Origin of the sequence: Nocardia sp. CDC160, from assembly GCF_035818795.1 — a bacterium.
Taxonomy (GTDB): Bacteria; Actinomycetota; Actinomycetes; order Mycobacteriales; family Mycobacteriaceae; genus Nocardia.
This window is the reverse complement of record NZ_JAYKYT010000004.1, coordinates 1-21,058: the sequence shown is the minus strand read 5'-3', so window position 1 is coordinate 21,058 and position 21,058 is coordinate 1. Positions and strand designations below refer to the sequence as shown.

18 protein-coding genes are annotated in these 21,058 nt (G+C 66.3%); 8 read left to right on the top strand and 10 right to left on the bottom strand.

Going from position 1 to position 21,058, the window contains the following annotated elements; translation table 11 throughout:
• Positions 1-42: 42 nt before the first annotated feature.
• The 4 genes from VMT40_RS21350 to metH all read right to left on the bottom strand — a co-directional run bounded on the left by VMT40_RS21350 (position 43) and on the right by metH (position 6,565).
• Entirely contained in the window at positions 43-402 is a 360-nt protein-coding gene (locus tag VMT40_RS21350; protein WP_326360308.1) for an MmcQ/YjbR family DNA-binding protein, read from the bottom strand.
• Positions 403-455: 53 nt separating this feature from the next.
• A complete protein-coding gene (locus tag VMT40_RS21345; protein ID WP_326360306.1) occupies positions 456-1,133 on the bottom strand; it encodes an HAD family hydrolase in 678 nt (225 codons plus the stop codon).
• Positions 1,134-1,205: 72 nt separating this feature from the next.
• A complete protein-coding gene (locus tag VMT40_RS21340) occupies positions 1,206-2,906 on the bottom strand; it encodes a serine/threonine-protein kinase (RefSeq protein ID WP_326360305.1) in 1,701 nt (566 codons plus the stop codon).
• A gap of 80 nt (positions 2,907-2,986) precedes the next feature.
• Positions 2,987-6,565: a methionine synthase gene (metH, locus tag VMT40_RS21335; RefSeq protein ID WP_326360304.1), complete on the bottom strand. Its 3,579-nt coding sequence runs from the start codon at positions 6,563-6,565 to the stop codon at positions 2,987-2,989.
• Between the two features lie 163 nt (positions 6,566-6,728).
• Between metH and VMT40_RS21330 the strand changes: the two genes are divergently transcribed.
• Positions 6,729-7,622, top strand: coding sequence for a PAC2 family protein (locus VMT40_RS21330; RefSeq protein ID WP_326310618.1), 894 nt, complete (start codon positions 6,729-6,731; stop codon positions 7,620-7,622).
• Positions 7,623-7,741: 119 nt separating this feature from the next.
• On the opposite strand, the gene VMT40_RS21325 is transcribed toward VMT40_RS21330, so the two are convergent.
• Entirely contained in the window at positions 7,742-8,047 is a 306-nt protein-coding gene (locus tag VMT40_RS21325) for a hypothetical protein (RefSeq protein ID WP_326360303.1), read from the bottom strand.
• 191 nt (positions 8,048-8,238) lie between these two features.
• Between VMT40_RS21325 and VMT40_RS21320 the strand changes: the two genes are divergently transcribed.
• Both VMT40_RS21320 and VMT40_RS21315 read left to right on the top strand, forming a co-directional pair.
• Positions 8,239-9,432: an XRE family transcriptional regulator gene (locus VMT40_RS21320; protein ID WP_326360302.1), complete on the top strand. Its 1,194-nt coding sequence runs from the start codon at positions 8,239-8,241 to the stop codon at positions 9,430-9,432.
• A gap of 44 nt (positions 9,433-9,476) precedes the next feature.
• Positions 9,477-10,292 (top strand): DUF2127 domain-containing protein, encoded by an 816-nt coding sequence (locus tag VMT40_RS21315; protein WP_326360300.1) that lies wholly within the window; start codon positions 9,477-9,479, stop codon positions 10,290-10,292.
• Here VMT40_RS21315 and VMT40_RS21310 read toward each other — a convergent pair whose 3' ends face one another.
• A complete protein-coding gene (locus VMT40_RS21310) occupies positions 10,293-11,315 on the bottom strand; it encodes an alpha/beta hydrolase (RefSeq protein WP_326360299.1) in 1,023 nt (340 codons plus the stop codon).
• 164 nt (positions 11,316-11,479) lie between these two features.
• A complete protein-coding gene (locus VMT40_RS21305; protein ID WP_326360298.1) occupies positions 11,480-13,555 on the bottom strand; it encodes an alkyl/aryl-sulfatase in 2,076 nt (691 codons plus the stop codon).
• Positions 13,556-13,760: 205 nt separating this feature from the next.
• On the opposite strand from VMT40_RS21305, the gene VMT40_RS21300 reads away from it, so the two are divergent.
• Positions 13,761-14,360 carry a TetR/AcrR family transcriptional regulator gene (locus VMT40_RS21300; RefSeq protein WP_326360297.1) on the top strand — a complete coding sequence of 200 codons (600 nt, stop codon included), beginning with the start codon at positions 13,761-13,763 and terminating at the stop codon, positions 14,358-14,360.
• 71 nt (positions 14,361-14,431) lie between these two features.
• Positions 14,432-15,109 carry a GAP family protein gene (locus tag VMT40_RS21295; protein ID WP_326360296.1) on the top strand — a complete coding sequence of 226 codons (678 nt, stop codon included), beginning with the start codon at positions 14,432-14,434 and terminating at the stop codon, positions 15,107-15,109.
• A gap of 11 nt (positions 15,110-15,120) precedes the next feature.
• On the opposite strand, the gene VMT40_RS21290 is transcribed toward VMT40_RS21295, so the two are convergent.
• The 3 genes from VMT40_RS21290 to VMT40_RS21280 are packed head-to-tail and all read right to left on the bottom strand — an operon-like array spanning position 15,121 to position 17,728.
• On the bottom strand, positions 15,121-17,022 hold the full coding sequence (locus VMT40_RS21290; RefSeq protein ID WP_326360294.1) for an alkyl/aryl-sulfatase: 1,902 nt from the start codon (positions 17,020-17,022) through the stop codon (positions 15,121-15,123).
• Positions 17,019-17,399, bottom strand: coding sequence for a DUF202 domain-containing protein (locus VMT40_RS21285; protein ID WP_326360292.1), 381 nt, complete (start codon positions 17,397-17,399; stop codon positions 17,019-17,021). Before VMT40_RS21285 ends, VMT40_RS21290 begins: the two co-directional genes overlap by 4 nt.
• Positions 17,396-17,728, bottom strand: a complete 333-nt coding sequence (locus tag VMT40_RS21280) for a YidH family protein (RefSeq protein WP_326360291.1) — start codon at positions 17,726-17,728, stop codon at positions 17,396-17,398. Before VMT40_RS21280 ends, VMT40_RS21285 begins: the two co-directional genes overlap by 4 nt.
• 202 nt (positions 17,729-17,930) lie before the next feature.
• Between VMT40_RS21280 and VMT40_RS21275 the strand changes: the two genes are divergently transcribed.
• The 3 genes from VMT40_RS21275 to VMT40_RS21265 are packed head-to-tail and all read left to right on the top strand — an operon-like array spanning position 17,931 to position 20,472.
• On the top strand, positions 17,931-18,203 hold the full coding sequence (locus VMT40_RS21275) for a hypothetical protein (RefSeq protein ID WP_326360290.1): 273 nt from the start codon (positions 17,931-17,933) through the stop codon (positions 18,201-18,203).
• Positions 18,200-19,198, top strand: coding sequence for a phosphotransferase family protein (locus VMT40_RS21270; RefSeq protein WP_326360289.1), 999 nt, complete (start codon positions 18,200-18,202; stop codon positions 19,196-19,198). The genes VMT40_RS21275 and VMT40_RS21270 overlap by 4 nt, the downstream gene beginning before the upstream one ends.
• 11 nt (positions 19,199-19,209) lie before the next feature.
• Positions 19,210-20,472: an acyl-CoA dehydrogenase family protein gene (locus tag VMT40_RS21265; protein WP_326360288.1), complete on the top strand. Its 1,263-nt coding sequence runs from the start codon at positions 19,210-19,212 to the stop codon at positions 20,470-20,472.
• The last annotated feature ends 586 nt before the right edge of the window (positions 20,473-21,058 follow it).

The window sequence follows — 21,058 nt, the reverse complement described above, 5'->3', positions numbered from 1 at the left end:
CTGGAAATCCCCGACCGGCCCGGCCCACTCGCCGGGCCGGTTCTATTTCGTATCGAGGGCCGCCACCAGCTTTTTCGAGGCGACGGTGCGATAGGCGTCGGTCACGATCTCGCCGATCTCGACCCAGTCGACGGGCACGTCCAGGTAGACGCCCAACCATCCGCGATGCCCGACGTACGGCGGCCGGAAGAACCGTTCCGGCTCACCCGCCACCAGTTCCTCCTGCACGCCGGGCGGTGCGGCGCACCAGAATCCGAGGCGATCGTCATGGTGATGGTCGGCGAACATGACGAACATCTTCTTACCGCCCGCGAACCAGCACGGCTCGCCGTGGCTGAGCCGCTCGGTCACTTCGGGCAGTCCGACGCACACGCCGCGCAGTCGCTCCAGAACGCTGTCCATATGCGCAGGTTAAGCCACCCGGCCGGACCGCACTTGGACGAATGGGAAGCGGGTCAGGAGACGGCGCGGGTGACCAGGAGGTCTTCGAGATCGGCGAGGGTCAGATCGACGAGGCTCTCACGGAAGGTGCGGCCCGGGGCGTCGGGGACCGGGACCTCGCACGGGACCACCAGCAGGGTGCATCCGGCGGATTGCGCCGCGATGGACCCGGTGGGCGAATCCTCGATCGCCACAGCGTTTTCCGGTGCCACACCCAGGAGCTCGGCGGCGCGCAGATACAGGTCGGGGGCGGGCTTGCCGTGCGGCACCTCGTCGGCACACACGGTCGCACCGAAGAACTCGCGGCCGATCGTATTGAGGCCGAATTCCGTCAGGGAGCGCTTGGTATTGGTCACCAGGGCCATGGGAATGCCCGCGGCGCGCAGCATTTCGAGGGCCTCGCGGGCACCGGGCCGCCACGGGACCGGGCCGTGGAACAGCTCGGTGACGCGGCGCTCCATCCAGGCCTCACCGTGGGCGACGGTGTCGGGGGTGTGGTCGATGCCCAGTCCCTCGAACAGAATGCGGAAGGCGTTCGGGCCCGAGGCTCCGATGAGGGCGTGGCGGACCTCGTCGGTCAGGTCGCGACCGTATTCGCCCGCCAACTCACGCAAGGCCAAGTCCCAGAGCTTCTCCGAGTCCAGCAGCGTGCCGTCCATGTCCCACAACACCGCATCCAACCGCGCCACCACCCGCGCACTCCTTCCACAGACACCCGAACCGGCCCCGCCGTGACGGGGCCGGTTCAGACTATCGGTTCGGAGTCAGACCCCCGACGCGGCGATCAGCAGCCGCCCGGTCGAGGAATCCACCTGGAACCATCGGTTCTCGGTGCTGACCTGACCGTTCTTGGAGACATAGGTGAGCGTGGCGACGGCACGGTTCTCGCCCTGGGCGGTGACCGCGCCCACACTGACCGAGGAGATGCTGCCCCAGAACGAGGCGTAGCTGTTGTACCCGCCGGTGGCGGACTGATAACTGGGCGACAGCATGGACCACGCGCCGCTCACATTGCCCGGCAGCATGCCGTAGTAGCTCTGGATGAACGAGGTCACCGAGGCCGCCGGGGGCGGACCGAACGGCGTGGTCGACGCCGGGGGCGTGGTGGTCGGTCGCGCCGACGAGCTGGGAGCCGCCGACGAGGACGGCGGCGGTGTGGTCGTGGTCGGTGCGTGGGTCGCACCGCCCGCCTGGCCCTCCCGGCTGGGCTGCTGGGTGCCGACGTCGGCGGGACCCTGGTTCTCCGGCGCGGAGGTCACCGGCGCGGAGACCGGAGTCGTGACACTGCCTCCGCCCGCCTGGGTGTGATCACCACCACCGGTGCGGCTCACCGCGATGGCGATGACCGTGGCCAGAATCAGCGCGCCGACGACACCCGCGGCGATCAGCACCAGCTGGCGCGGATTCCGCTCCCCGCCACCGATTTTCACGCCTGCCGGGCCGGTCGGCGGCACGTTCGGCACCGTCCCGCGCGGCCCGCCCGCCGCGCCCTTGGTCATGGTGACGTGCACGGTCGCGTCCTCGGCATTGCTCGGCGCACCGGTCCGCGAGGTCGACAGCACCGTGGTCTTGGCCGAACTGTCCACGGCCGCAGCGGCTTCCGCCGACGGCAGCACCTTGGTCGCCGGGATCGGCGCGGCGGGCGCACGGCCCTCCGCGACCGCCTGCAGCCGGTCCGCGGCCTGCGCCATGGTCGGCCGGTCCCCCGCCTCGGCGGCCAACAGATCCATCAGCACCGGCCCCAGCGCGGCCGCGTGCACGGGCTGCGGCACCTGCGCCCGCGCCACCGAGTGCAGCACCGCGAGCGGGTTGTCACCCTCACCGAACGGCGGCTTGCCCTCCACGGCGGCGTAAAGCGTTGAGCCCAAGGCGAATACGTCGGATGCCGGTTCCGGGTTCTCCCCGCGCGCCACCTCCGGCGAGAGATAGGCGGGCGTTCCGGCGAGGAACCCGGTCGAGGTCACGGTGACATCCCCGGTGGCCCGCGAGATGCCGAAGTCGGTGATCTTCACCGTGCCGTCGTCGGCCACAAGGATATTGGCGGGCTTGACATCTCGGTGCACGATCCCGGCCTTGTGCGCGGCGGCAAGCGCTTCGGCGACCTTGGCCCCGATGCGGGCCACCTCGGTCGGTGCGAGCCTGCCCTTCTCCCGCATCAACGCCGCCAGGCTCACGGCGTCCACGTACTCCATGACCAGCCAGGGCTGGCCGTCCTCCTCCGCCACGTCGAACACGGTGACGGCATTGGGGTGATGCAGGCGCGCCGCGATGCGCCCCTCACGCATCGCCCGCATCCTGGCCTCCACGGCCTGCGACCGGGTCAGCCCCGGTGTCAGCAGCAGCTGCTTGACCGCGACGGTGCGCCGCAGTCGCACATCGGTCGCGCGCCACACGACCCCCATCGCACCGGTGCCGATCGGATCCGTTAGTCGGTACCGCCCCGCAATCAGCCGGTCTGAGCTCATGTGGTTATGCCCCTCCTGCAAGCTTTCGCGCCGAGCGCCCTGCAACTCTGCGCGAAAGCCCGGAAACCCTGGTGAAGATATTAAGCGTTGAAGTACTTGGCTTCCGGATGCAGCAGAACGAACGCATCCGTCGACTGCTCCGGATGCAGCTGCAGTTCCTCCGACAGGATCACGCCGATCCGACCGGCGTCCAGCAGCTCTACGAGTTTGGCCCGATCCTCCAAGTTCGGGCAGGCGCCATAACCGAACGAGTACCGTGCGCCACGGTATCCGAGTTTGAAGTAATCCAGCACATCGGCGGGATCCTCGTCAGCGACCGAATGTCCTTCCAGTGTGAGCTCTTCCCGGATGCGACGGTGCCAAAACTCGGCGAGCGCCTCGGTGAGTTGCACGCCGATGCCGTGCACCTCGAGGTAGTCGCGGTAGTTGTTCTCGGCGAACAGCACATTCGCGAAGTCGGCGATGGGCTGACCCATGGTGACCAGTTGGAATGGCATCACATCCACCTGACCGGTTTCGATCGCCTCCTTGCGGGAGCGAATGAAATCGGCGATGCAGAGGAACCGGTCGCGCTGTTGACGCGGGAATGTGAATCGGAAGCGTTCCGGCGCATCGGGTTTCGGTTCGGTGAGAACAATCACATCGTCGCCCTCGGAAACCGCCGGGAAATACCCGTAGACAACCGCGGCGTGCTGCAACACGCCCTCGGCGATGAGGCGATCGAGCCAATACCGCAGGCGCGGACGGCCTTCGGTCTCCACCAGCTCCTCATACGAGGGGCCGTCGCCGCCACGCTGGCCGCGCAGGCCCCACTGGCCCAGGAACAGCGCGCGCTCGTCGAGCAGCCCGGAGTACTCGTTCACCGCCAGGCCCTTGATGATCCGCGTGCCCCAGAACGGCGGCGTCGGCACCGGCAGGCCCGCGGCCACATCGGAGCGCTCGGGCACCTCGACGGGCACCTCCTTGGCCTTGCGCTCCTCGGCGATCCGCTTGGACCGCTCGTGGCGGGCCTTGCGCTCGGCCAGCTTCTCGGCCTCGGCAATGGCCTCGGGCGAGTTGGGGTCCAGACCGCCGCCGCGCTTGCGGTTCATGATCTCGTCCATCAGGTGCAGGCCCTCGAAGGCGTCGCGCGCGTAGTGCACATCGCCCTCGTAGACCTCGGTCAGATCGTTCTCGACATAGCCGCGCGTCAGGGCAGCGCCACCGAGGAGCACCGGGAACTGCGCGGCCACGCCGCGGGCGTTCATCTCCTCGAGGTTCTCCTTCATGACCACCGTGGACTTCACCAACAGCCCGGACATGCCGATGACATCGGCCTTCTTGTCCACCGCGGCATCCAGGATCGCCGAGATCGGCTGCTTGATACCGAGATTCACGACCTCGTAGCCATTGTTGGACAGAATGATGTCGACCAGGTTCTTGCCGATATCGTGCACGTCACCCTTGACGGTGGCCAGCACGATGCGACCCTTGCCCGAGTCGTCGGTGGCCTCCATGTGCGGTTCCAGATGCGCCACAGCGGTTTTCATGACCTCGGCCGACTGCAGCACGAACGGCAGCTGCATCTGACCCGAACCGAACAGCTCGCCAACGGTTTTCATGCCCGACAGCAGCGTCTCGTTGATGATCTGCAGCGGCGGAACCTCTTTCATGGCCGCATCCAGATCGGCCTCGAGGCCATTGCGCTCACCGTCCACAATGCGCCGGGCCAACCGCTCGAACAGCGGCAGCGCCGCGAGCTCCTCGGCCCGCGAGGCCTTGGACGAGGCCGCCGAGACACCCTCGAACAGGGCCATGAGCTTCTGCAGCGGGTCGTAGTCCTCGGTGCGGCGGTCGTAAACCAGATCCAGCGCCGCCTCGCGCTGTTCTTCCGGAATCCGGGCCATGGGCAGGATCTTCGAGGCGTGCACGATGGCCGAATCCAGTCCGGCCTGGACGCATTCGTGCATGAACACCGAGTTGAGCACCTGCCGCGCGGCCGGGTTCAGGCCGAAGGAAATGTTCGAAAGACCCAGTGTGGTCTGCACATTCGGGTGACGGCGCTTGAGTTCGCGGATGGCCTCGATGGTTTCGATGCCGTCGCGACGCGACTCCTCCTGGCCGGTGCCCAGGGTGAAGGTCAGCGTGTCGATGATGATGTCGGACTCGTCGAGACCCCAGTTGCCGGTGATATCGGCGATGAGCCGCTCGGCGATCTCCACCTTCTTCTCGGCGGTGCGCGCCTGGCCCTCCTCGTCGATGGTCAAGGCCACCACGGCCGCACCGTGTTCGGCGACCAGCGCCATGGTCTGCTGGAAGCGCGAATCCGGGCCGTCGCCGTCCTCGTAGTTCACCGAGTTGATGGCGCAGCGGCCACCCAGATGCTCCAAACCGGCCTTCAGCACCGGGGTTTCGGTGGAGTCCAGCATGATCGGCAGGGTCGACGCGGTTGCCAGCCGCGAGGCCAGCTCGGCCATATCGGCGGTGCCGTCGCGACCCACGTAGTCCACGCACAGGTCGAGCATGTGCGCGCCGTCGCGGGTCTGATCCTTGGCGATGTCGAGGCACTTCTGCCAGTCACCGGCCAGCATGGCCTCGCGGAAGGCCTTGGAGCCGTTGGCATTCGTGCGCTCACCGATCATCAGGATCGAGGCGTCCTGCTCGAACGGCACCGCGCTGTAGATCGACGAGACACTCGGCTCGTGCACCGGGTTGCGCTTGGCCTGCTCGACCTCGCGCACCGCCTCGGCCACCTGCCGAATGTGCTCGGGGGTGGTGCCACAGCAGCCGCCGACCAGCGACAGCCCGAACTCCGACACGAACTGCGAGAGCGCGACCGCCAGTTCCTCGGCGGTGAGCGGGTATTCCGCGCCCTTCGCGCCCAGAATCGGCAGACCGGCGTTCGGCATCACCGACACCGGCAGCTGCGCGTGCTTGGACAGATGCCGCAGGTGCTCGCTCATCTCGTCCGGACCGGTCGCGCAGTTGAGCCCGATCATGTCGATGCCCAGCTTCTCGAGCGCGGTCAGCGCGGCGCCGATCTCGGAGCCGACCAGCATGGTGCCGGTGGTCTCCATGGTCACGTGGGTGATGATCGGAATCCGGCGGCCCGCGGCCTGCATGGCCCGGTGGCTACCGGTCACCGCGGCCTTGACCTGCAGCAGGTCCTGGCAGGTCTCGATGAGAATGGCGTCCGCGCCGCCGTCGAGCATGCCGAGCGCGGCCTCGGTGTAGGCGTCGCGCAGCGCGGCGTAGGGCGCGTGACCCAGGGTCGGCAGCTTGGTGCCCGGGCCCATGGACCCCAGCACATACCGGGGAGTCCCGTCCGCGGACTTGCCCATCTCGTCGGCGACCTCGCGGGCGAGGCGGGTGCCGCGCTCGGACAGATCGCGAATCCGATCCGCGATGTCGTAGTCGGCCAGGTTGGGCAGGTTGCATCCGAAGGTATTGGTCTCGACCGCGTCGGCACCGGCCTCGAAGTACGACCGGTGAATGTGCCGCAGCACGTCGGGGCGGGTTTCGTTGAGGATCTCGTTGCATCCCTCGAGGCCACGGAAATCGTCCAGGGTGAGATCCGCAGCCTGCAGCATCGTGCCCATCGCACCGTCCCCGATCACGACACGCCGCCTGAGCGTGTCCAAAAGGGTGGTGTCGAATTCGGCGCGGCTGCGTACAGACATGTACTCAAGAGTAGTGGGAACCTAGGACAATCCCCGCGTCGGTGTGGCCGTATCTACTTTGTCGTCCGGTTCGATACCGGCGGGTGAAGCGGGCGCGGCGCCGCCCGCACCGCGATTGCGCGTCGCATGCACACCGGCCGGTGGCACACCGTAGGCTGACCGGGTGAACGCCAGTGAATCCCCGGTGCCACCCGAATCGGACCTGCCTACGCTGCGGGATCCGGTGCTCGTGGCCGCCTTCGAAGGCTGGAACGATGCCGCCGACGCCGCCAGTGGCGCGGTCGAGCATCTGGAACTGATCTGGGACGCGCAGCCGCTGGCCGAGCTCGACTCCGAGGACTATTACGACTATCAGGTCAACCGGCCGACGGTGCGCCAGGTTGACGGGGTGACCCGCGAGATTCAGTGGCCGTCGGCCATGTTGTCGGTGTGCTCGCCCCCGGGCAGTGATCGCGATGTCGTGCTGCTGCGCGGAGTGGAACCGAATATGAGGTGGCGCAGCTTCTGCAACGACATCCTCGAATTCGTCGAGCAGCTCGGCGTGTCGACGGTGGTGATCCTCGGCGCGCTCCTGGCCGACACCCCGCACACCCGGCCGGTTCCGGTGACGGGGACCGCATACAGCAAGGAAGCCGCGGAACGCTTCAACCTGGAGCAGACCCGATACGAGGGACCGACCGGTATTACCGGGGTGTTGCAGGACGCGTGCGTGCGCGCGGGCGTCCCGGCCATCTCCTTCTGGGCCGCGGTGCCGCACTACGTATCCCAGCCGCCGAATCCGAAAGCCATTATCGCGCTGCTACACCGGGTCGAGGACGTGCTCGATGTCGAGGTGCCGCTCGGCGGGCTGCCCGAGCAGGCCGAGGAGTGGGAGGGCGCGGTCAATGAAATGACCGCTGGCGATGAGGAAATCGCGGAGTACGTGCGCTCGCTGGAGGAGCGCGGCGACGCCGAGGTCGATATCAACGACGCCATGGCCAAGATCGACGGTGACGCCATCGCGGCCGAGTTCGAGAAGTACCTGCGCCGTCGCGGTCGCGGCGGCTTCGGCCTCTGAGCGAAGCCCGACAGTCCGATTCGGGGCCATTGTCCCGAATTGTCCCGAAAACCATTGCCGCACCCGCGTACTCGACGCGGGTGCGGCATTTCTTCGGGGTTCGAGGGGCGGCCGCCGAGCTAGTGCTCGACGGTCCAGACCTGCGCTGAGGCCTCGTGTGCCAGCTTCGCGATCAGGAGATCGCGCGGAATGGTCTGGCCCGCAAGATGATCGAGCGACGGCACCACCACATGATGGGCGTCGGCACGCTTGAGTTCGGCGGTCAACTCCGCGAACGCGGTGCCATCGCCCGGGGTCGATTCATGGAACGTGGCGGCGAAGCAGAGTCCGGCCGACTGCGCGAGCCCGCACATCGCGTTCTCCAGCTCTTCGCCACAGCCATCGGCCAGATCGTCACGCACGTACCCATAGATCAACGCTTCCACCCGAACCTCCGTTGGATTGGGATCGCTGTCATGAAGTGTGCCCTGTGGAACAGCTTGGCGTAATCACGAATGCAATTGCAGATGTCAACCCACTGACATCCAGATGCCCTATCCGGGTCCATCCGGCGTTAACTGGTGAGATACTACAGAGCGTGTCCGCCGGTGACGATCGACCTGTCTGGGCTGTCCGAATGCGTGCCGAACGGGATGCTCGGGGGTGGTCACAGGCCGATGCGGTCCGGGCCATGCGCGCCAAGTCGAGTCACAATCTGCCAACCGACAGCACACTTCTGCGCAACTGGCGGCGGTGGGAGTCGGGCGAGTCGCGGCCCGATGATTTCTACGCCCCGATCATCGCGGCCGCTTTCGACACGGTGACGGCGGCGTTCTTCCCCAAGTCCCGGCCCAATCGCGATGACGAGATGCTCTCGGCGACCGGGATGGACACGCTGGAATTCATTGGGCGACTGCGCATGTCCGATGTGTCGGGTTCCACGCTCGATGCCATACGCATCACCGCAGATAGGCTGTGTTCGGAGTATCCGTGCGCGGATCCACACGAGTTGCATGCCGAGGGCACGGCATGGCTGCGCCGCATCACGTCCCTATTGGACGGCCGACTGACATTGGCGCAGCATCGGGAAGTCCTCGTCCTCGCGGGATGGGTTGCCCTACTGGTCGGTTGCGTTGATTACGACCTGGGGTGGCGGACCGCGGCCGAGGCCACCCGGCGGGCCGCGCTATCGCTGGGCCAGGAGGCCGAGCACGCCGAAATCATCGGCTGGGGAGCCGAAATGGCCGCTTGGTTCGCATTGACGCAGGCCAATTACAAGGGCGCGATCGAGGCGGCCGAGGCCGCGCACGCCACCACCGGCCGCCTGGGCGTCGGCGTCCAGTTGGCCGCCCAGCGCGCCAAGGCGTGGGCTCGGCTCGGGGATCGCCGCGAGGTGGAAAAGGCCCTGGCGCAGGGTCGTTCGATCTTGGACACCATCGAGCATCCCGCCAATCTGGACAATCATTTCGTCGTCGATCCGCAGAAGTTCGACTTCTACGCCATGGACTGCTGTCGGGTTGCCGGAGACGATCGTCGGGCGGAAAGCTTTGCCCGCCAGGTGATCCTGAACGCCACCCGGCCCGACGGCAGCATCCGCAAACCCATGCGCGTGTCCGAGGCGCATCTGACCCTGGCGGTGGTCGCGGTGCGCGATCGCAATCTGGAGCTCGCACTCGACGAGGGCATGCGGGCCTTCACCGGTAAGCGCCGCTCGCTGCCGTCGCTCATGTGGATCGCGGGCGAGACCGCGCGCGAGATGATCGAGCGCTTCCCGGGTGACCCGCGCACCCGCACCTATCTGGATCAGCTGCGGTCGCTCGCGGCGGGCTGAGTTCCAGCCGGTTTCCGTCTCCCCCGTTGGGTACGCTCCAGCGCATGGACTTCAGTCTGTGGACCTGCGCTGCCCGAGGGCACGAGACCTATGCCCCCACCGAGCCCGAGCTCGCGGCACGTCTCCACGTCGCCACCCCGGCGGGCGAATCCTGGCGCTGCCTGCGCTGCGGCGACTTCGTGCCGGGCGAGCCGCGCCGCAGCGGGCCCGCCGACGACGCGCCCGAGGTGCCGCGCGGGCATCTGCTGCGCGACCGGATCATCATGCGACTGCTGGCCGCGGAGCGGGTAATTCGCGGCATCGTCTTCATTCTGCTGGGCGCGGGTGTGTTGAAGCTGCGCGGTTCGCGTGAGCATTGGAAGGCCAACTGGGACAAGGATCTTCCGCTGATCCGGCAGCTGGCCGATCAGATCGGGTTCAACCCGGATCATTCGAAGATCATTCGCGGCATCGACAAGGCGTTCACGCTGTCGCCGAATGTTCTGGTGTGGATCGCGGTGGGCCTGTTCGCCTATGCGGCCATCGAACTCATCGAGGCGGTCGGCCTGTGGCTGGTCAAGCGCTGGGGTGAGTACTTCGCGGTCATCGCCACCTCCATCTTCCTGCCGCTGGAGATCTACGAGCTCACCGAGAAGATCACCTTCCTGCGGGCGGGCGCGCTGGTGATCAATGTGGCGGCCGTTGTCTGGTTGCTCTGGAGCAAGCGGCTTTTCGGCCTCAATGGCGGTGCGGCGAAGTACTACGCCGAGCATCACTCCGAGAGCCTCATGACCGTCGAGCGTGCCGCCGTGGCCGCGCAGGCGGAGGAGCGCAACGCGCAGCAGCGCACCGAGCGCATCGTCACCCGGCGTCGGCCCTGATCAGGCGGGAACGCCCAGGCCCTTGGCGAGTACCGGCCAGGATTTGATCAGCTCGTCGCGGAAGACGCCCCAGGAGTGCATGCCATTGGGCAGCAGGTCGACGGTGGCCGGGATATCGAGGTCGGCGAGGCGGGCGGCGAGGTTGCGGGTGCAGTAGCCGGTGGCGATTTCGGTCGTGCCGTCGTAGATCACGTGGCTGAGCCAGACGTCCAGCCCTCCGCCCTCCAGGTAGGGACTGTCGGGCCCGTCGTAGGGGCCGGGCAGGCCGTTGCCGCTGGAGATGAAGAGTTCGAGGCCGCGCAGTCGGTCCGCGTGCAGATACGGATCGTTCTCGGCCCAGAGCGGATCGCCGGGCGGGCCGTACATATTGTCGGCATTGCCGCCCTCGAGCCCGATGACGAGCCGCACGAACGATTGGCCGACCGGATCGCTGGTCTGGACACACCCGCTGTAAGCGGCTGCGGCCTTGAACAATCCGGGCTTGGCCAAGGACAGGTTGAGGACGGGTGTGGCCGACATCGACACGCCCGCAATCGCATTGCTCCCGGTCGCGCCGAGGCCCGCGTCGATGAGCGGGGGCAGTTCCTCGGTGAGGAAGGTCTTCCACCGGTTGACCCCGAGTTTGGGATCCGGTGCGCGCCAATCGGTGTAGTAGCTGGCCAGGCCGCCGATGGGCTGAACGACATTGATGTTCTTCGTACCCAGGAAGTCGAAGACCTCCGGTGTCTGGTGTTGCCAGCTCTTCTCGTCCAGGCCCGCGTCGGTGCCATTGAACAGGTACAGCGTGGGCCGTGGCCGGGAGGTGTCGGCGGGACGCAGCACCTTGACCAGGATTTCCTTGTCCATGGCCGCCGAGTAGACGTGCAGGTCGAGATCGCGGTCGTCGACGACGTCGACGCCGTGCACGGTCGAGCCGTCGGCGGTCACCGGATTCGCCAGCAGCGCACCGGTTTCGACGATCGGATCGCACGGATCGGCCGCGGCGGTCACCGGTAGCGCGACGGCCGTGAGCACGATACCCATCGCACACAGATTCCGCATTCGATGCCGCACAGTCGCTCCCCAGCTCGATTCGACGGTGAGATCGACTCTGCCATAGCGGGACCGCTGTAACCCGGGTGTCTATTCATATGCGTCGCGGCGTGGCGCCCTCGGTAACTCCGCCACGCCGCGACGTCTCGCCGGGACTACGGGGTGACGATATTGAAGTTGGGGTCCGGCTTGTCCATGACGTCTTTGAGCTGCTTCAGTTTCAGGGCGTCGCCGCTGACCTTGATCGCGCCGGACTGGACTTCCTTCACGATGTCCTTGGCCCCGGTCATGACCGCGATGAGCTCCAGGCGGGAGAGGGTGAAGGTGGCGTCGGGAGCCGGGCCCTTGAAGTCTTCCGGGACCACGTAGTGGATGAGCACGCCATTGCGTAGCTCGGTCCGGTAGGTCTTGTTCTCCTCGGGAATGATCCAGTGGGCCACCAGGTTCAGGTCCCAGGCCTTGGGGCCGTTGACCAGGAAGGCCGCGGAGTCGAAGACCTGGTCGACGCTCAGGGCGCTGATCATGCTGGCGGCGTTGGCCTTCGTGGGGGTGCCGAAGTTGCCGTTGCGCAGCTCGTACGCGCCGGAGAGGAAGAAGTTGCGCCAGGTGGCGTTCTCCGAACCGTAGGCGAGCTGTTCGAAGGCGCTGGCCTGCAACATCTTCGCCTTCTCATTGTTCGGGTCGGCGAAGATGAGGTAGTTGAGAACCTGGACGCACCAACGGTAGTCGCCGTCGTTGTAGGCCTTGCGGGCCACCTTCAGCACACCGCTCGCACCGCCCATGGCCTCGACGTGTCGCTTGCCGGATTCGACCGGCGGATGCTCCCACAGGTGCGCCGGGTTGCCGTCGAACCAGCCCATGTAGCGCTGGTACACGGCCTTCACGTCGTGACTGACCGAACCGTAGTAGCCGTGGTTGTACCACTTCTGCTCGATGGCGGGCGGCATCTGGATCATCTCGGCGATCTCGATGCCGGTGTATCCCTGATTGAGCAGGCGGAGGGTTTGGTCGTGAATGTAGGCGTAGGTATCGCGTTGCAGCGTCAGCCATTCGGTGAGCTTGTCGCCGCCCCAGGTGGGCCAGTGATGCGAAGCGAAGGCGACATCGGAGATGCCCGCGAACATATTGATGGTCTCGGTCAGATACTGTGACCAGACATGCGCGTCACGCACCAGCGCGCCGCGCAGGGTGAGCAGATTGTGCAGGGTGTGGGTGGCGTTCTCGGCCATGCACATCGCGCGGAAGTCGGGGAAGTAGAAGTTCATCTCCGCCGGGGCCTCGGTGCCCGGGGTGACCTGGAAGACGACGCGGACGCCGTCGATGGTCTCTTCCTGGCCGGTGTGGGTGATGTCGTGGGTGGGCGGGATGAGGCTGACCGTGCCCGTGGAGGTGGTCATGCCCAGGCCCGCGCCGACCATGCCCTTCTCGCCGCGCGGCAGGGCCGCGCCGTACATGTAGGCCGAGCGGCGCGCCATGGCCGTTCCGGCGAAGATGTTCTCCTCCACCGCGTGTTCGGTGAAACCCGTGGGCGCGTAAACCGGTACGCGACCCGAGGAGGCGTCCTCGGCGGTGATGACGCCCAGCGCGCCGCCGAAATGGTCGACGTGGCAATGGGTGTAGATCATGGCGGTGACCGGCTTGTCGCCCCGGTGCGCGCGGTACAGATCCAGGCCCGCCTTGGCGGTCTCCACCGAGATGAGCGGGTCGATGACGATGATGCCGGTCTTGCCCTCGATGATCGTCATGTTCGACAGGTCCAGGCCGCGGATCTGGTAGATGCCCGGAACCACCTCGTAGAGGCCCTCTTTCACCACCAGCTGCGACTGCCGCCACAGCGAGGGATGCACCGAGTTGGGGCCGCTGCCCTGGATGAAGCCGAAGGAATCGTTGTCCCAGACCGTGTTTCCCTTCGCATCCTTGAAGACGTCGGGTTCGAGCTTGGCGATGAAGCCCTTGTCGGTGTCGGCGAAGTCCTGGGTGTCGTTGAACGGCAGCGACGATTGGGCCTGCTTGTGCTGATCGACGATGTGATCGCTGGGATCGACCGAGTTCTTCGTGGTCTGCTCGGCCGCCGAACCGCCCGAGGAGTCGCTGTCGCAGCCCGCGACCGCCGCCCCCACCCCGACTGCGGCGAGCACGGCCGCGCCCACCCCGAATACCCCGCGTCGGGACACCTGGAATCCGCCGGGCTTCCGGCCGTCTCCGGTGTTCGTGAGGTCCTCGTCGGTCATCGGCGCTCTCCTGTCATGCGATGGATGGGGCGACAGAACGGCCGCTAGCTAAATATTCGCTATCGCTTCTGTCCTGCAGCCGACGATACACCACTATTGCAGTCACTCTGCAATAGTGTGGGTGCATGACGTCGCTCATAGCCCCCACCACCGTCCGCCGGACCTGCGCGCACGCGGCCGGGACGCGTGTGATCGGATTCTTGCCATGAGCGAGGGCAAGGGCGAAGGCAAGAGCGAGAGCCCGCGGCGGCGGCGCAATCCCGAACAGACCCGCAGGGCCATCATCGAGGGCTTGCTGTCGGCCGTGCACGAGGGTGAGTACGACCCGACCACCCGCGGCATCGCCGACCGCGCGGGAGTGTCCGAACGCAGCATCTTCGTGCACTTTCCGACCCGTACCGCGCTCATCACCGCGGCGGTGGACCAGCAGTCCGAGGAGGTGGAGAAACTCATCACCGACGCCGACCCTGCACTACCCCTCGAACAGCGCATCGATGCCGTGGTGCGCCAGAGCGAGGCGATCTTCGCCCTGCAACGCGAGCCGCGCGTCCTGGGTCTGATCGAATCCCTGCGCACCCCGGCGGTCGACGAGCGAATGCGCCTGACCGACAAGCGCATTCGCGACGCCCTGGGCCGCGCCTTCGCCCCCGAACTGGCCCGCAACGAGGGCGAGCAGCTCCTGGACCTCATCGACGCCACCGTCGGCTGGCCCTACCGCCACCACCTGATGGACCGCCGCGGCCTGTCCAAGCGCGCCGCCTCCGACGCCATCCGCCGCGCCCTCACGGCCATGCTGGAGCGCTGACCCGCCCTTGAGCTGAATCAAGCAACCTTCTGGCTACTCTTGGTGAGGTCCCGCTCACGCCAGGAGAACGCATGCACCACATGACCGGACAAGTGCTCAGTCACGCCGTGGGTGTGGCCATCAGTCCGCTGGCCCTGATCGCCATCATCCTCATGCTGGCCGCCCCGCGCGGCCGCGCCAATGCGCTGGCCTTCGTGGCGGGCTGGATCGCCACCGTGACGGTCCTGCTGCTCGGGGTGACGGCATTGGGGTCGGCCGCGGGTGCGCATCGGCCCGACGGTGGCCCGGCGACCTGGGTGTCGTGGTTCCGGCTCGGCTTCGGCATACTGTTGCTCTTGATGGCCTTGCGCCAGTTCCGGATTCACAATGCCTGGGAGACCGGGGGCGAGCTGCCGCCTCGGCTGCGTCGCCTCGACGAGTTCCGGCCGGGCCGGTGTGCGGCACTGGGAGCGATACTGGTGCTGAGCAATCCGAAGAACATCATTCAGACTGCGGCCGGTGGCCTGTCGGTGGTCGAGCGCGATACCGGTGCCCTGGGCCGCACCCTCTCGGTGGTGATCTTCGTTCTCATTGCGTCCCTGGGCATTCTGGCACCGCTGGCCGTGCAATTCTTCGGCGGTTCGACGGCCCACGCCACCCTCGACCGATGGCGGCAGTGGACCGTCCGCAACCACGCGGGCATCATGGCCGCGCTGTTCCTGATCCTGGGCGCGAAGTCACTCGGGGACGCCCTCGACGGACTGCTCTAGGGCGTAAAGCATTACGGGGTGACGATGCTGAAGTCCGGGTCCGGCTTATCGAACATCCCGGCGAGCTTCACGAAGCCGGACGGATCGCCCTCGATCTTGATCGCGCCGGACTGCACCGCGGCCTGTAGGTCCTGCCCGGCCAGCAGAATGCCGATGAAGGTGGGTCGGGTCAGGGTGAAGGTGGCGTCCGGGGCGGGCAGCTTGTCGCCGTCGCGGCGATCCCAGTGCACCAGCACGCCATTGCGCAATTGCAGCCGGACGGTGCGGTTCTCGTCGGTGAAAACCCAGTCGCTGGTGACCTTCTCGTGCCAGGCCTTGGGTCCGTCGACGCGCAACGCGAGGCCGTCAAGGACCATGTCGATGGTGAGCGCCGCCACCATGGTCTGCGGCATTTCCTGGGTCGGGGTGCCGAACTTGCCATTGCGCAACTCGTAGGCGCCCGAGAGGAAGAAGTTGCGCCAGGGGCCGTTCTCCGCGCCGAAGGCGAGCTGTTCGAAGGCGTCGGCCTGGAGTTGTTTTGCGGCGGTGTTGGATTCGTCGGCGAAGATCACGTAATTGACCGCCTGCACCACCCAGCGGTAGTCGCCCTCGTCGAAAGACTTGCGCGCCTTGCGCAGCACCTCGTCCGCGCCGCCCATGAATTCGACGTGGCGCTTGGCGCTCTCGATCGGCGGATGCTCCCACAGGTGCGCCGGATTGCCGTCGAACCAGCCCATGTAACGCTGGTAGATGGCCTTCACATTGTGGCTGACCGAACCGTAGTAGCCGTGTGCCGCCCACGAATCGACCAGGGCCGGAGGCATGTCCATCATCTCGGCGATCTCGCTGCCGACATAGCCCTGGTTGAGGCGGCGCAGGGTCTGGTCGTGCAGGTAGGCGTAGAGGTCGCGCTGTAGCTCCAGGTATTCGACGAGCCGTTCGGTGCCCCAGGTGGGCCAGTGGTGCGAGGCGAAGACGACATCGGACTCGCGGCCGTAGAGGTTGATCGACTCGGTGAGGTATTTGGCCCAGACGTGCGGGTCGCGGACCAACGCGCCACGCAGGGTGAGCAGATTGTGCAGGGTGTGGGTGGCGTTCTCGGCCATGCACAACGCCCGGAAGTCGGGGAAGTGGAAATTCATCTCCGCAGGCGCCTCGGTACCCGGGGTGACCTGGAAGACGATGCGCACCCCGTCGATCGTCATCTCCTGCCCGGTGTGGTCGATATCGTGCGTCGGCGCGATCAGACCGATGCTGCCGGTCGAGGTGGTCTGCCCCAAACCCGCGCCGACCTGCCCCTTCGGACCCCTGGGCAACGCCGCGCCGTACATGTACGCCGCCCGACGTGACATGGCCGTGCCCGCGTAGACGTTCTCGGCCACCGCGTGTTCCAGGAATCCAGCGGGCGCGACCACCGGAACCCGGCCCGACTCAGCGTCTTCCACACTCATCACGCCCAGCACGCCGCCGAAGTGATCGACGTGCGAGTGGGTGTAGATCATGCCGGTGACCGGCTTCTTACCGCGATTGGCAAAGTACAGATCCATGCCCGCCTTAGCGGTCTCGGCCGAGATCAGCGGGTCGATGACGATGACACCGGTCTTGCCTTCGATGATCGTCATATTCGACAAATCGAGTCCGCGGATCTGGTAGATCCCCGGAACCACCTCGTAGAGGCCCTGTTTCACCACCAGACCGGACTGACGCCACAGCGACGGGTGCACCGAGCTAGGGCAGGAACCCTGTAGAAAGGCGTAGGAGTCATCGTCCCAGACCACAGCTCCCTTGTCGTTCTTGATGATTCCGGGTTCCAATTTGGCGAGGAAGCCACGGTCGGCGTCCTCCTGGTCGGCGTTATTGGCGAACGGAAGTTCTTTCAGGGCACGCTGATTCTGCTCGACAATGAACTTGCTGGGCTCGGTTACCGCACTCACTGCCTACCTCCTATAACTGCCGGAATGTCCGACAAGATTGGGACCGCATCTGTCGAAAGGGCTTGTCGCTTACCGGGATCGGTGAGACCAATGGCGAGGGCGACCCCGGTGACCGCCAGGATCGCGACCGTGGTGATGGCGATGACGAGCGGACCATTCCCCCAACGGCCTTGCTGTAGCGAACGATTGCGCGCATAGCTCAATCCCGCGACGCACAGCAGCACGAAGGCCGCCAGTGCGGGCGCGATGGCCGCCGGACGCCAGCCGCTGGTCGACGCGTGGTTGGCGAACAACACCGCGGTACCCATGGCAGCCACCGCCGTCCGCCGCCACGCCAGCGCCGTACGCTCGCCGGGATAGGTGGGTGCCGCGGTCACGGCCACACCGTCGCGATCGCGGCGAACACCGAGACCAGCGCGATACCACCCGCGAGAATCGGGACAAGTGGCGTATTGCGGAGCGGCTCGCCCGCTTCCATCCGATCCTGCACGTCCCGCCAATGCGTGTACGCGCCCGAGGCCAGCGCCACCGCCAACACAATGCAGCTGAGCGAGAGCACCCGCCGCACACCCGCATGATGGAACGGCTGCACCAGCGTGTGGACCGCGACACCGGCGGCCAGCAAACCGAGAGCGGTGCGGATCCACGCGAGGAAGGTGCGCTCGTTCGCGAGGGTGAACCGGTAATCGAGCGGCGGACGCTCCACCTCACCAGGGTCCTGGCCTTGCCTCTCCACTGTCACCACCCGTCCGGTGTCGCGAGCGCGGTCCGTTCAGAGCAATTGGTCAGCAATTTCGATCATCGCACAACTGCAGGCAATGGTCCGCAATTCACGGCCACCGTGCTTCCCCGTCCCGTACCATCCCGGTTTACCTGCCGAACAACGGATTTCCTGCCGGAGGCACGCCATGCAGTATCGGCCCACGGCACCGGAGTTGCTGACGGCACTCGCGGATTTGCTGGAGACCACCCTCCTGCCCGCGCTACCGCCCGAATTGCGTCATGAGGCGCGTGTCGGCGCGCATCTGGCACGGATGCTGGAACGGGAGCTGACCCTCGAAGCCCCGCCCGACCCGCCCGAGGTCACCGACGACGAGGCGCTGTGGGCGGCACTGGTCCCGATCGTCCGCGCCGACCTGGCGATCGCCAAGCCCGGCTATGACGCGTGGGAGCGCGAATGACCGGCGACCTCGCGGCGGGATTGTCCCGCTTCCTCTCCGACGACATCGGCCGACCGGTGCCGGTGTCGGATGTGCAGCCACTGTCGGCGGGCGCGCGGCGACGCAATATCGCCTTCGACGCCGACCTCGGTGGATGCGTGCTGAGACTGGTCGCCACCCTTGTTCCCCCGAGCATCCAACTGCTGCCCGTCGATGTGGAAGCGGGAGTGCGCGACCTGGCCCGCGAACATGACGTGCCGGTCCCCCACGTATTGGCCGTGTGTACCGACACCGGCTACATCGGCGAACCATTCATGCTGTCCGAGAGGCTCGACGGCGAGACCGTGCCACGCCGCGTCCTGCGCCTGGTCCAGGAATCCGGCAATGGCGACCTGATCGCCGAACAGCTCGGCCGAGCCATGGGCAGCCTGCACGCCATCGACCCCGACAAGGCATCCCCCGATCTCCCGGGCCGCGCCGACGTCGACCCTGCCGAAGCCCTTCTGGCAGAAGCAGAATCACAGGTGTCGCGCCTTCTCTCCGGCCGCCCGGTCTTCGCCCTGGCGCTACGCTGGCTGACCCGCAATCTCCCCTGTCCTCCCGACCGTCTTACGCTGGTGCACACCGACATTCGCAACGGCAACCTCGTCATCGGCCCCGAAGGCCTACGCGCGGTGCTGGATTGGGAAGGCACCCAACGCTACGGCGACCCCATGCGCGATGCCGCCTGGTCCGCCCTGCGCATGTGGCGCTTCGGTATGGACGACCGCGAATTTGGCGGCTTCTCCACCCGCACCCCCTTCCTCCGTGGATACACCGCCGCCGGTGGCACTTTCGCCCCCGACCGCTTCCGCTGGTGGAAGGTGGCCTGCACCCTGGCCTGGGGCACCATGCTCGCCGCCCAGGCCGAGGCATTCCTGGACGGAACGGTCCCCAGCATCGTCATGGCCGCCAGCGGCCGACGCATCCCCGAAATCGAATGGGACCTGCTCATGCAGATCCGCTCCACCCAATAGAGGTGACCACCATGGATTTCGAACTCCCCGACCACCTCCAGAAATACCTGGCCGAACTGGACGAGTTCATAGACCGAGAAATAGTCCCGCTGGAACAGACGAACGACAACATCCGCTTCTTCGACCACCGCCGCGAAGACGCCCGCACCGACTGGCACCGCGGCGGCCTACCGAACGCCGAATGGGAAGACCTACTGGCGGAGTCGCGCAGAAGAGCCGACGCCGCCGGACACCTCCGCTACGCCTACCCCGCCGAATACGGCGGCCGCGACGGCGGCAACCTCGATATGGCCGTCATCCGCGAACACCTGGCCCGCCGCGGCCTGGGCCTACACTGCGACCTCCAAACCGAACACGCGGTGGTAGCCAACAACATCGGCTTGCTTCTCATGCACGAATACGGCTCCGCCGCCCAAAAGGCCGACTGGATCGACGACCTGGCCACCGGCGCAAAATATTTCGGATTCGGCATCACCGAACCCGCCCACGGCTCCGACGCCACCTACATGGAAACCACCGCCGTCCGAGACGGCGACTCCTGGATCATCAACGGCGAGAAAACCTTCAACACCGGCATGCACCGAGCCGACGCCGACCTGATCTTCGCCCGTACCTCCGGCAAACCGGGCGACGGCGTCGGCATCACCGCCTTCCTGGTCCCCGTCGGAACACCCGGCTTCCAGATCGCCGAGTTCCTCTGGACTTTCAACATGCCCACCGACCACGCGCATGTGGTCCTGAAGGACGTACGAGTGCCCGCCGAGACCATCTTCGGCAAGGAAGGCCGTGGGCTGGCGGTGGTCCAGCACTTCTTCAACGAAAACCGGCTGCGCCAGGCCGCATCCAGCCTGGGTGCCGCGCAATACTGCATCGACCGGTCGATCGCGTATGCCAAGCAGCGCAAGACCTTCGGTACACCGCTGGCGGCGAATCAGGCGATCCAGTTTCCGTTGGTGGAGTTGAGCACGCAGTGCGAGATGCTGCGGAGCTTCATTCATCGGACGGCGTGGGCCATGGATCGATACGGGGCGTTCACGCAGTCGGCCCAGGTGTCGATGTGTAACTACTGGTCCAACCGGCTGTGCTGTGAAGCCGCGGATCGGGCGATGCAGATACATGGTGGGCTGGGATATTCACGGCACACGCCCTTCGAGCACATCTACCGGCATCACCGGCGGTATCGGATCACCGAGGGTAGTGAGGAAATCCAGATGCGGAGAGTGGCTGGGTATCTCTTCGGCTTCATGCACCAGCAAGCGCCAAAGGGCGTCTAACAACAAAAGAACAAGAGCCAAAAGAGGAAAAGAAAAAGAGAGAAAAGAAAAAAGACGCCAGGAGGAGGGAGAGAGGGTGGCCGAGCTTGCGAGGCCCCCTCACCTACCAGCCCACTTCCGCAAAAACCGCACCTACCAGCCCCCTCATCTACGGCACCTCACTTACGTTCCAGCCCACTCATCGTGCGGCCGTTCATCGTCTCTATGGAATTGTCAAAGACCTTGCAGCTGACGAGCTTTCCGGGTCTGTTCTTCTTGGGTTGTCTCGAGAGGTGATGCGTGCAGTCTGTGGGCTGGGAGGTGAGGTGACGGCTCCCAACCTGGCGTCAGCCCAAGTCCGGTAGGGCAGGCGAGGTGACCACGCTTCCTCGTTGTTTTGCGCACGCCAGCCGCGCACGAGCAGCCGGGCAGCACGCAACCCGAGAGGCCCCACCGGTGTGGAGGCTATAACCGTGGGATTTGTTCCAACCGCTCGGTCCGCGCGCGCACCAGCGTCCGCGCCAATTGCTCTGGCGCGTGGTGAGATTCGTTGATCCGCGGTGTGCCGGTGGGGTCGATGTGGCGTGGTGCGATCCACCCGATCCGC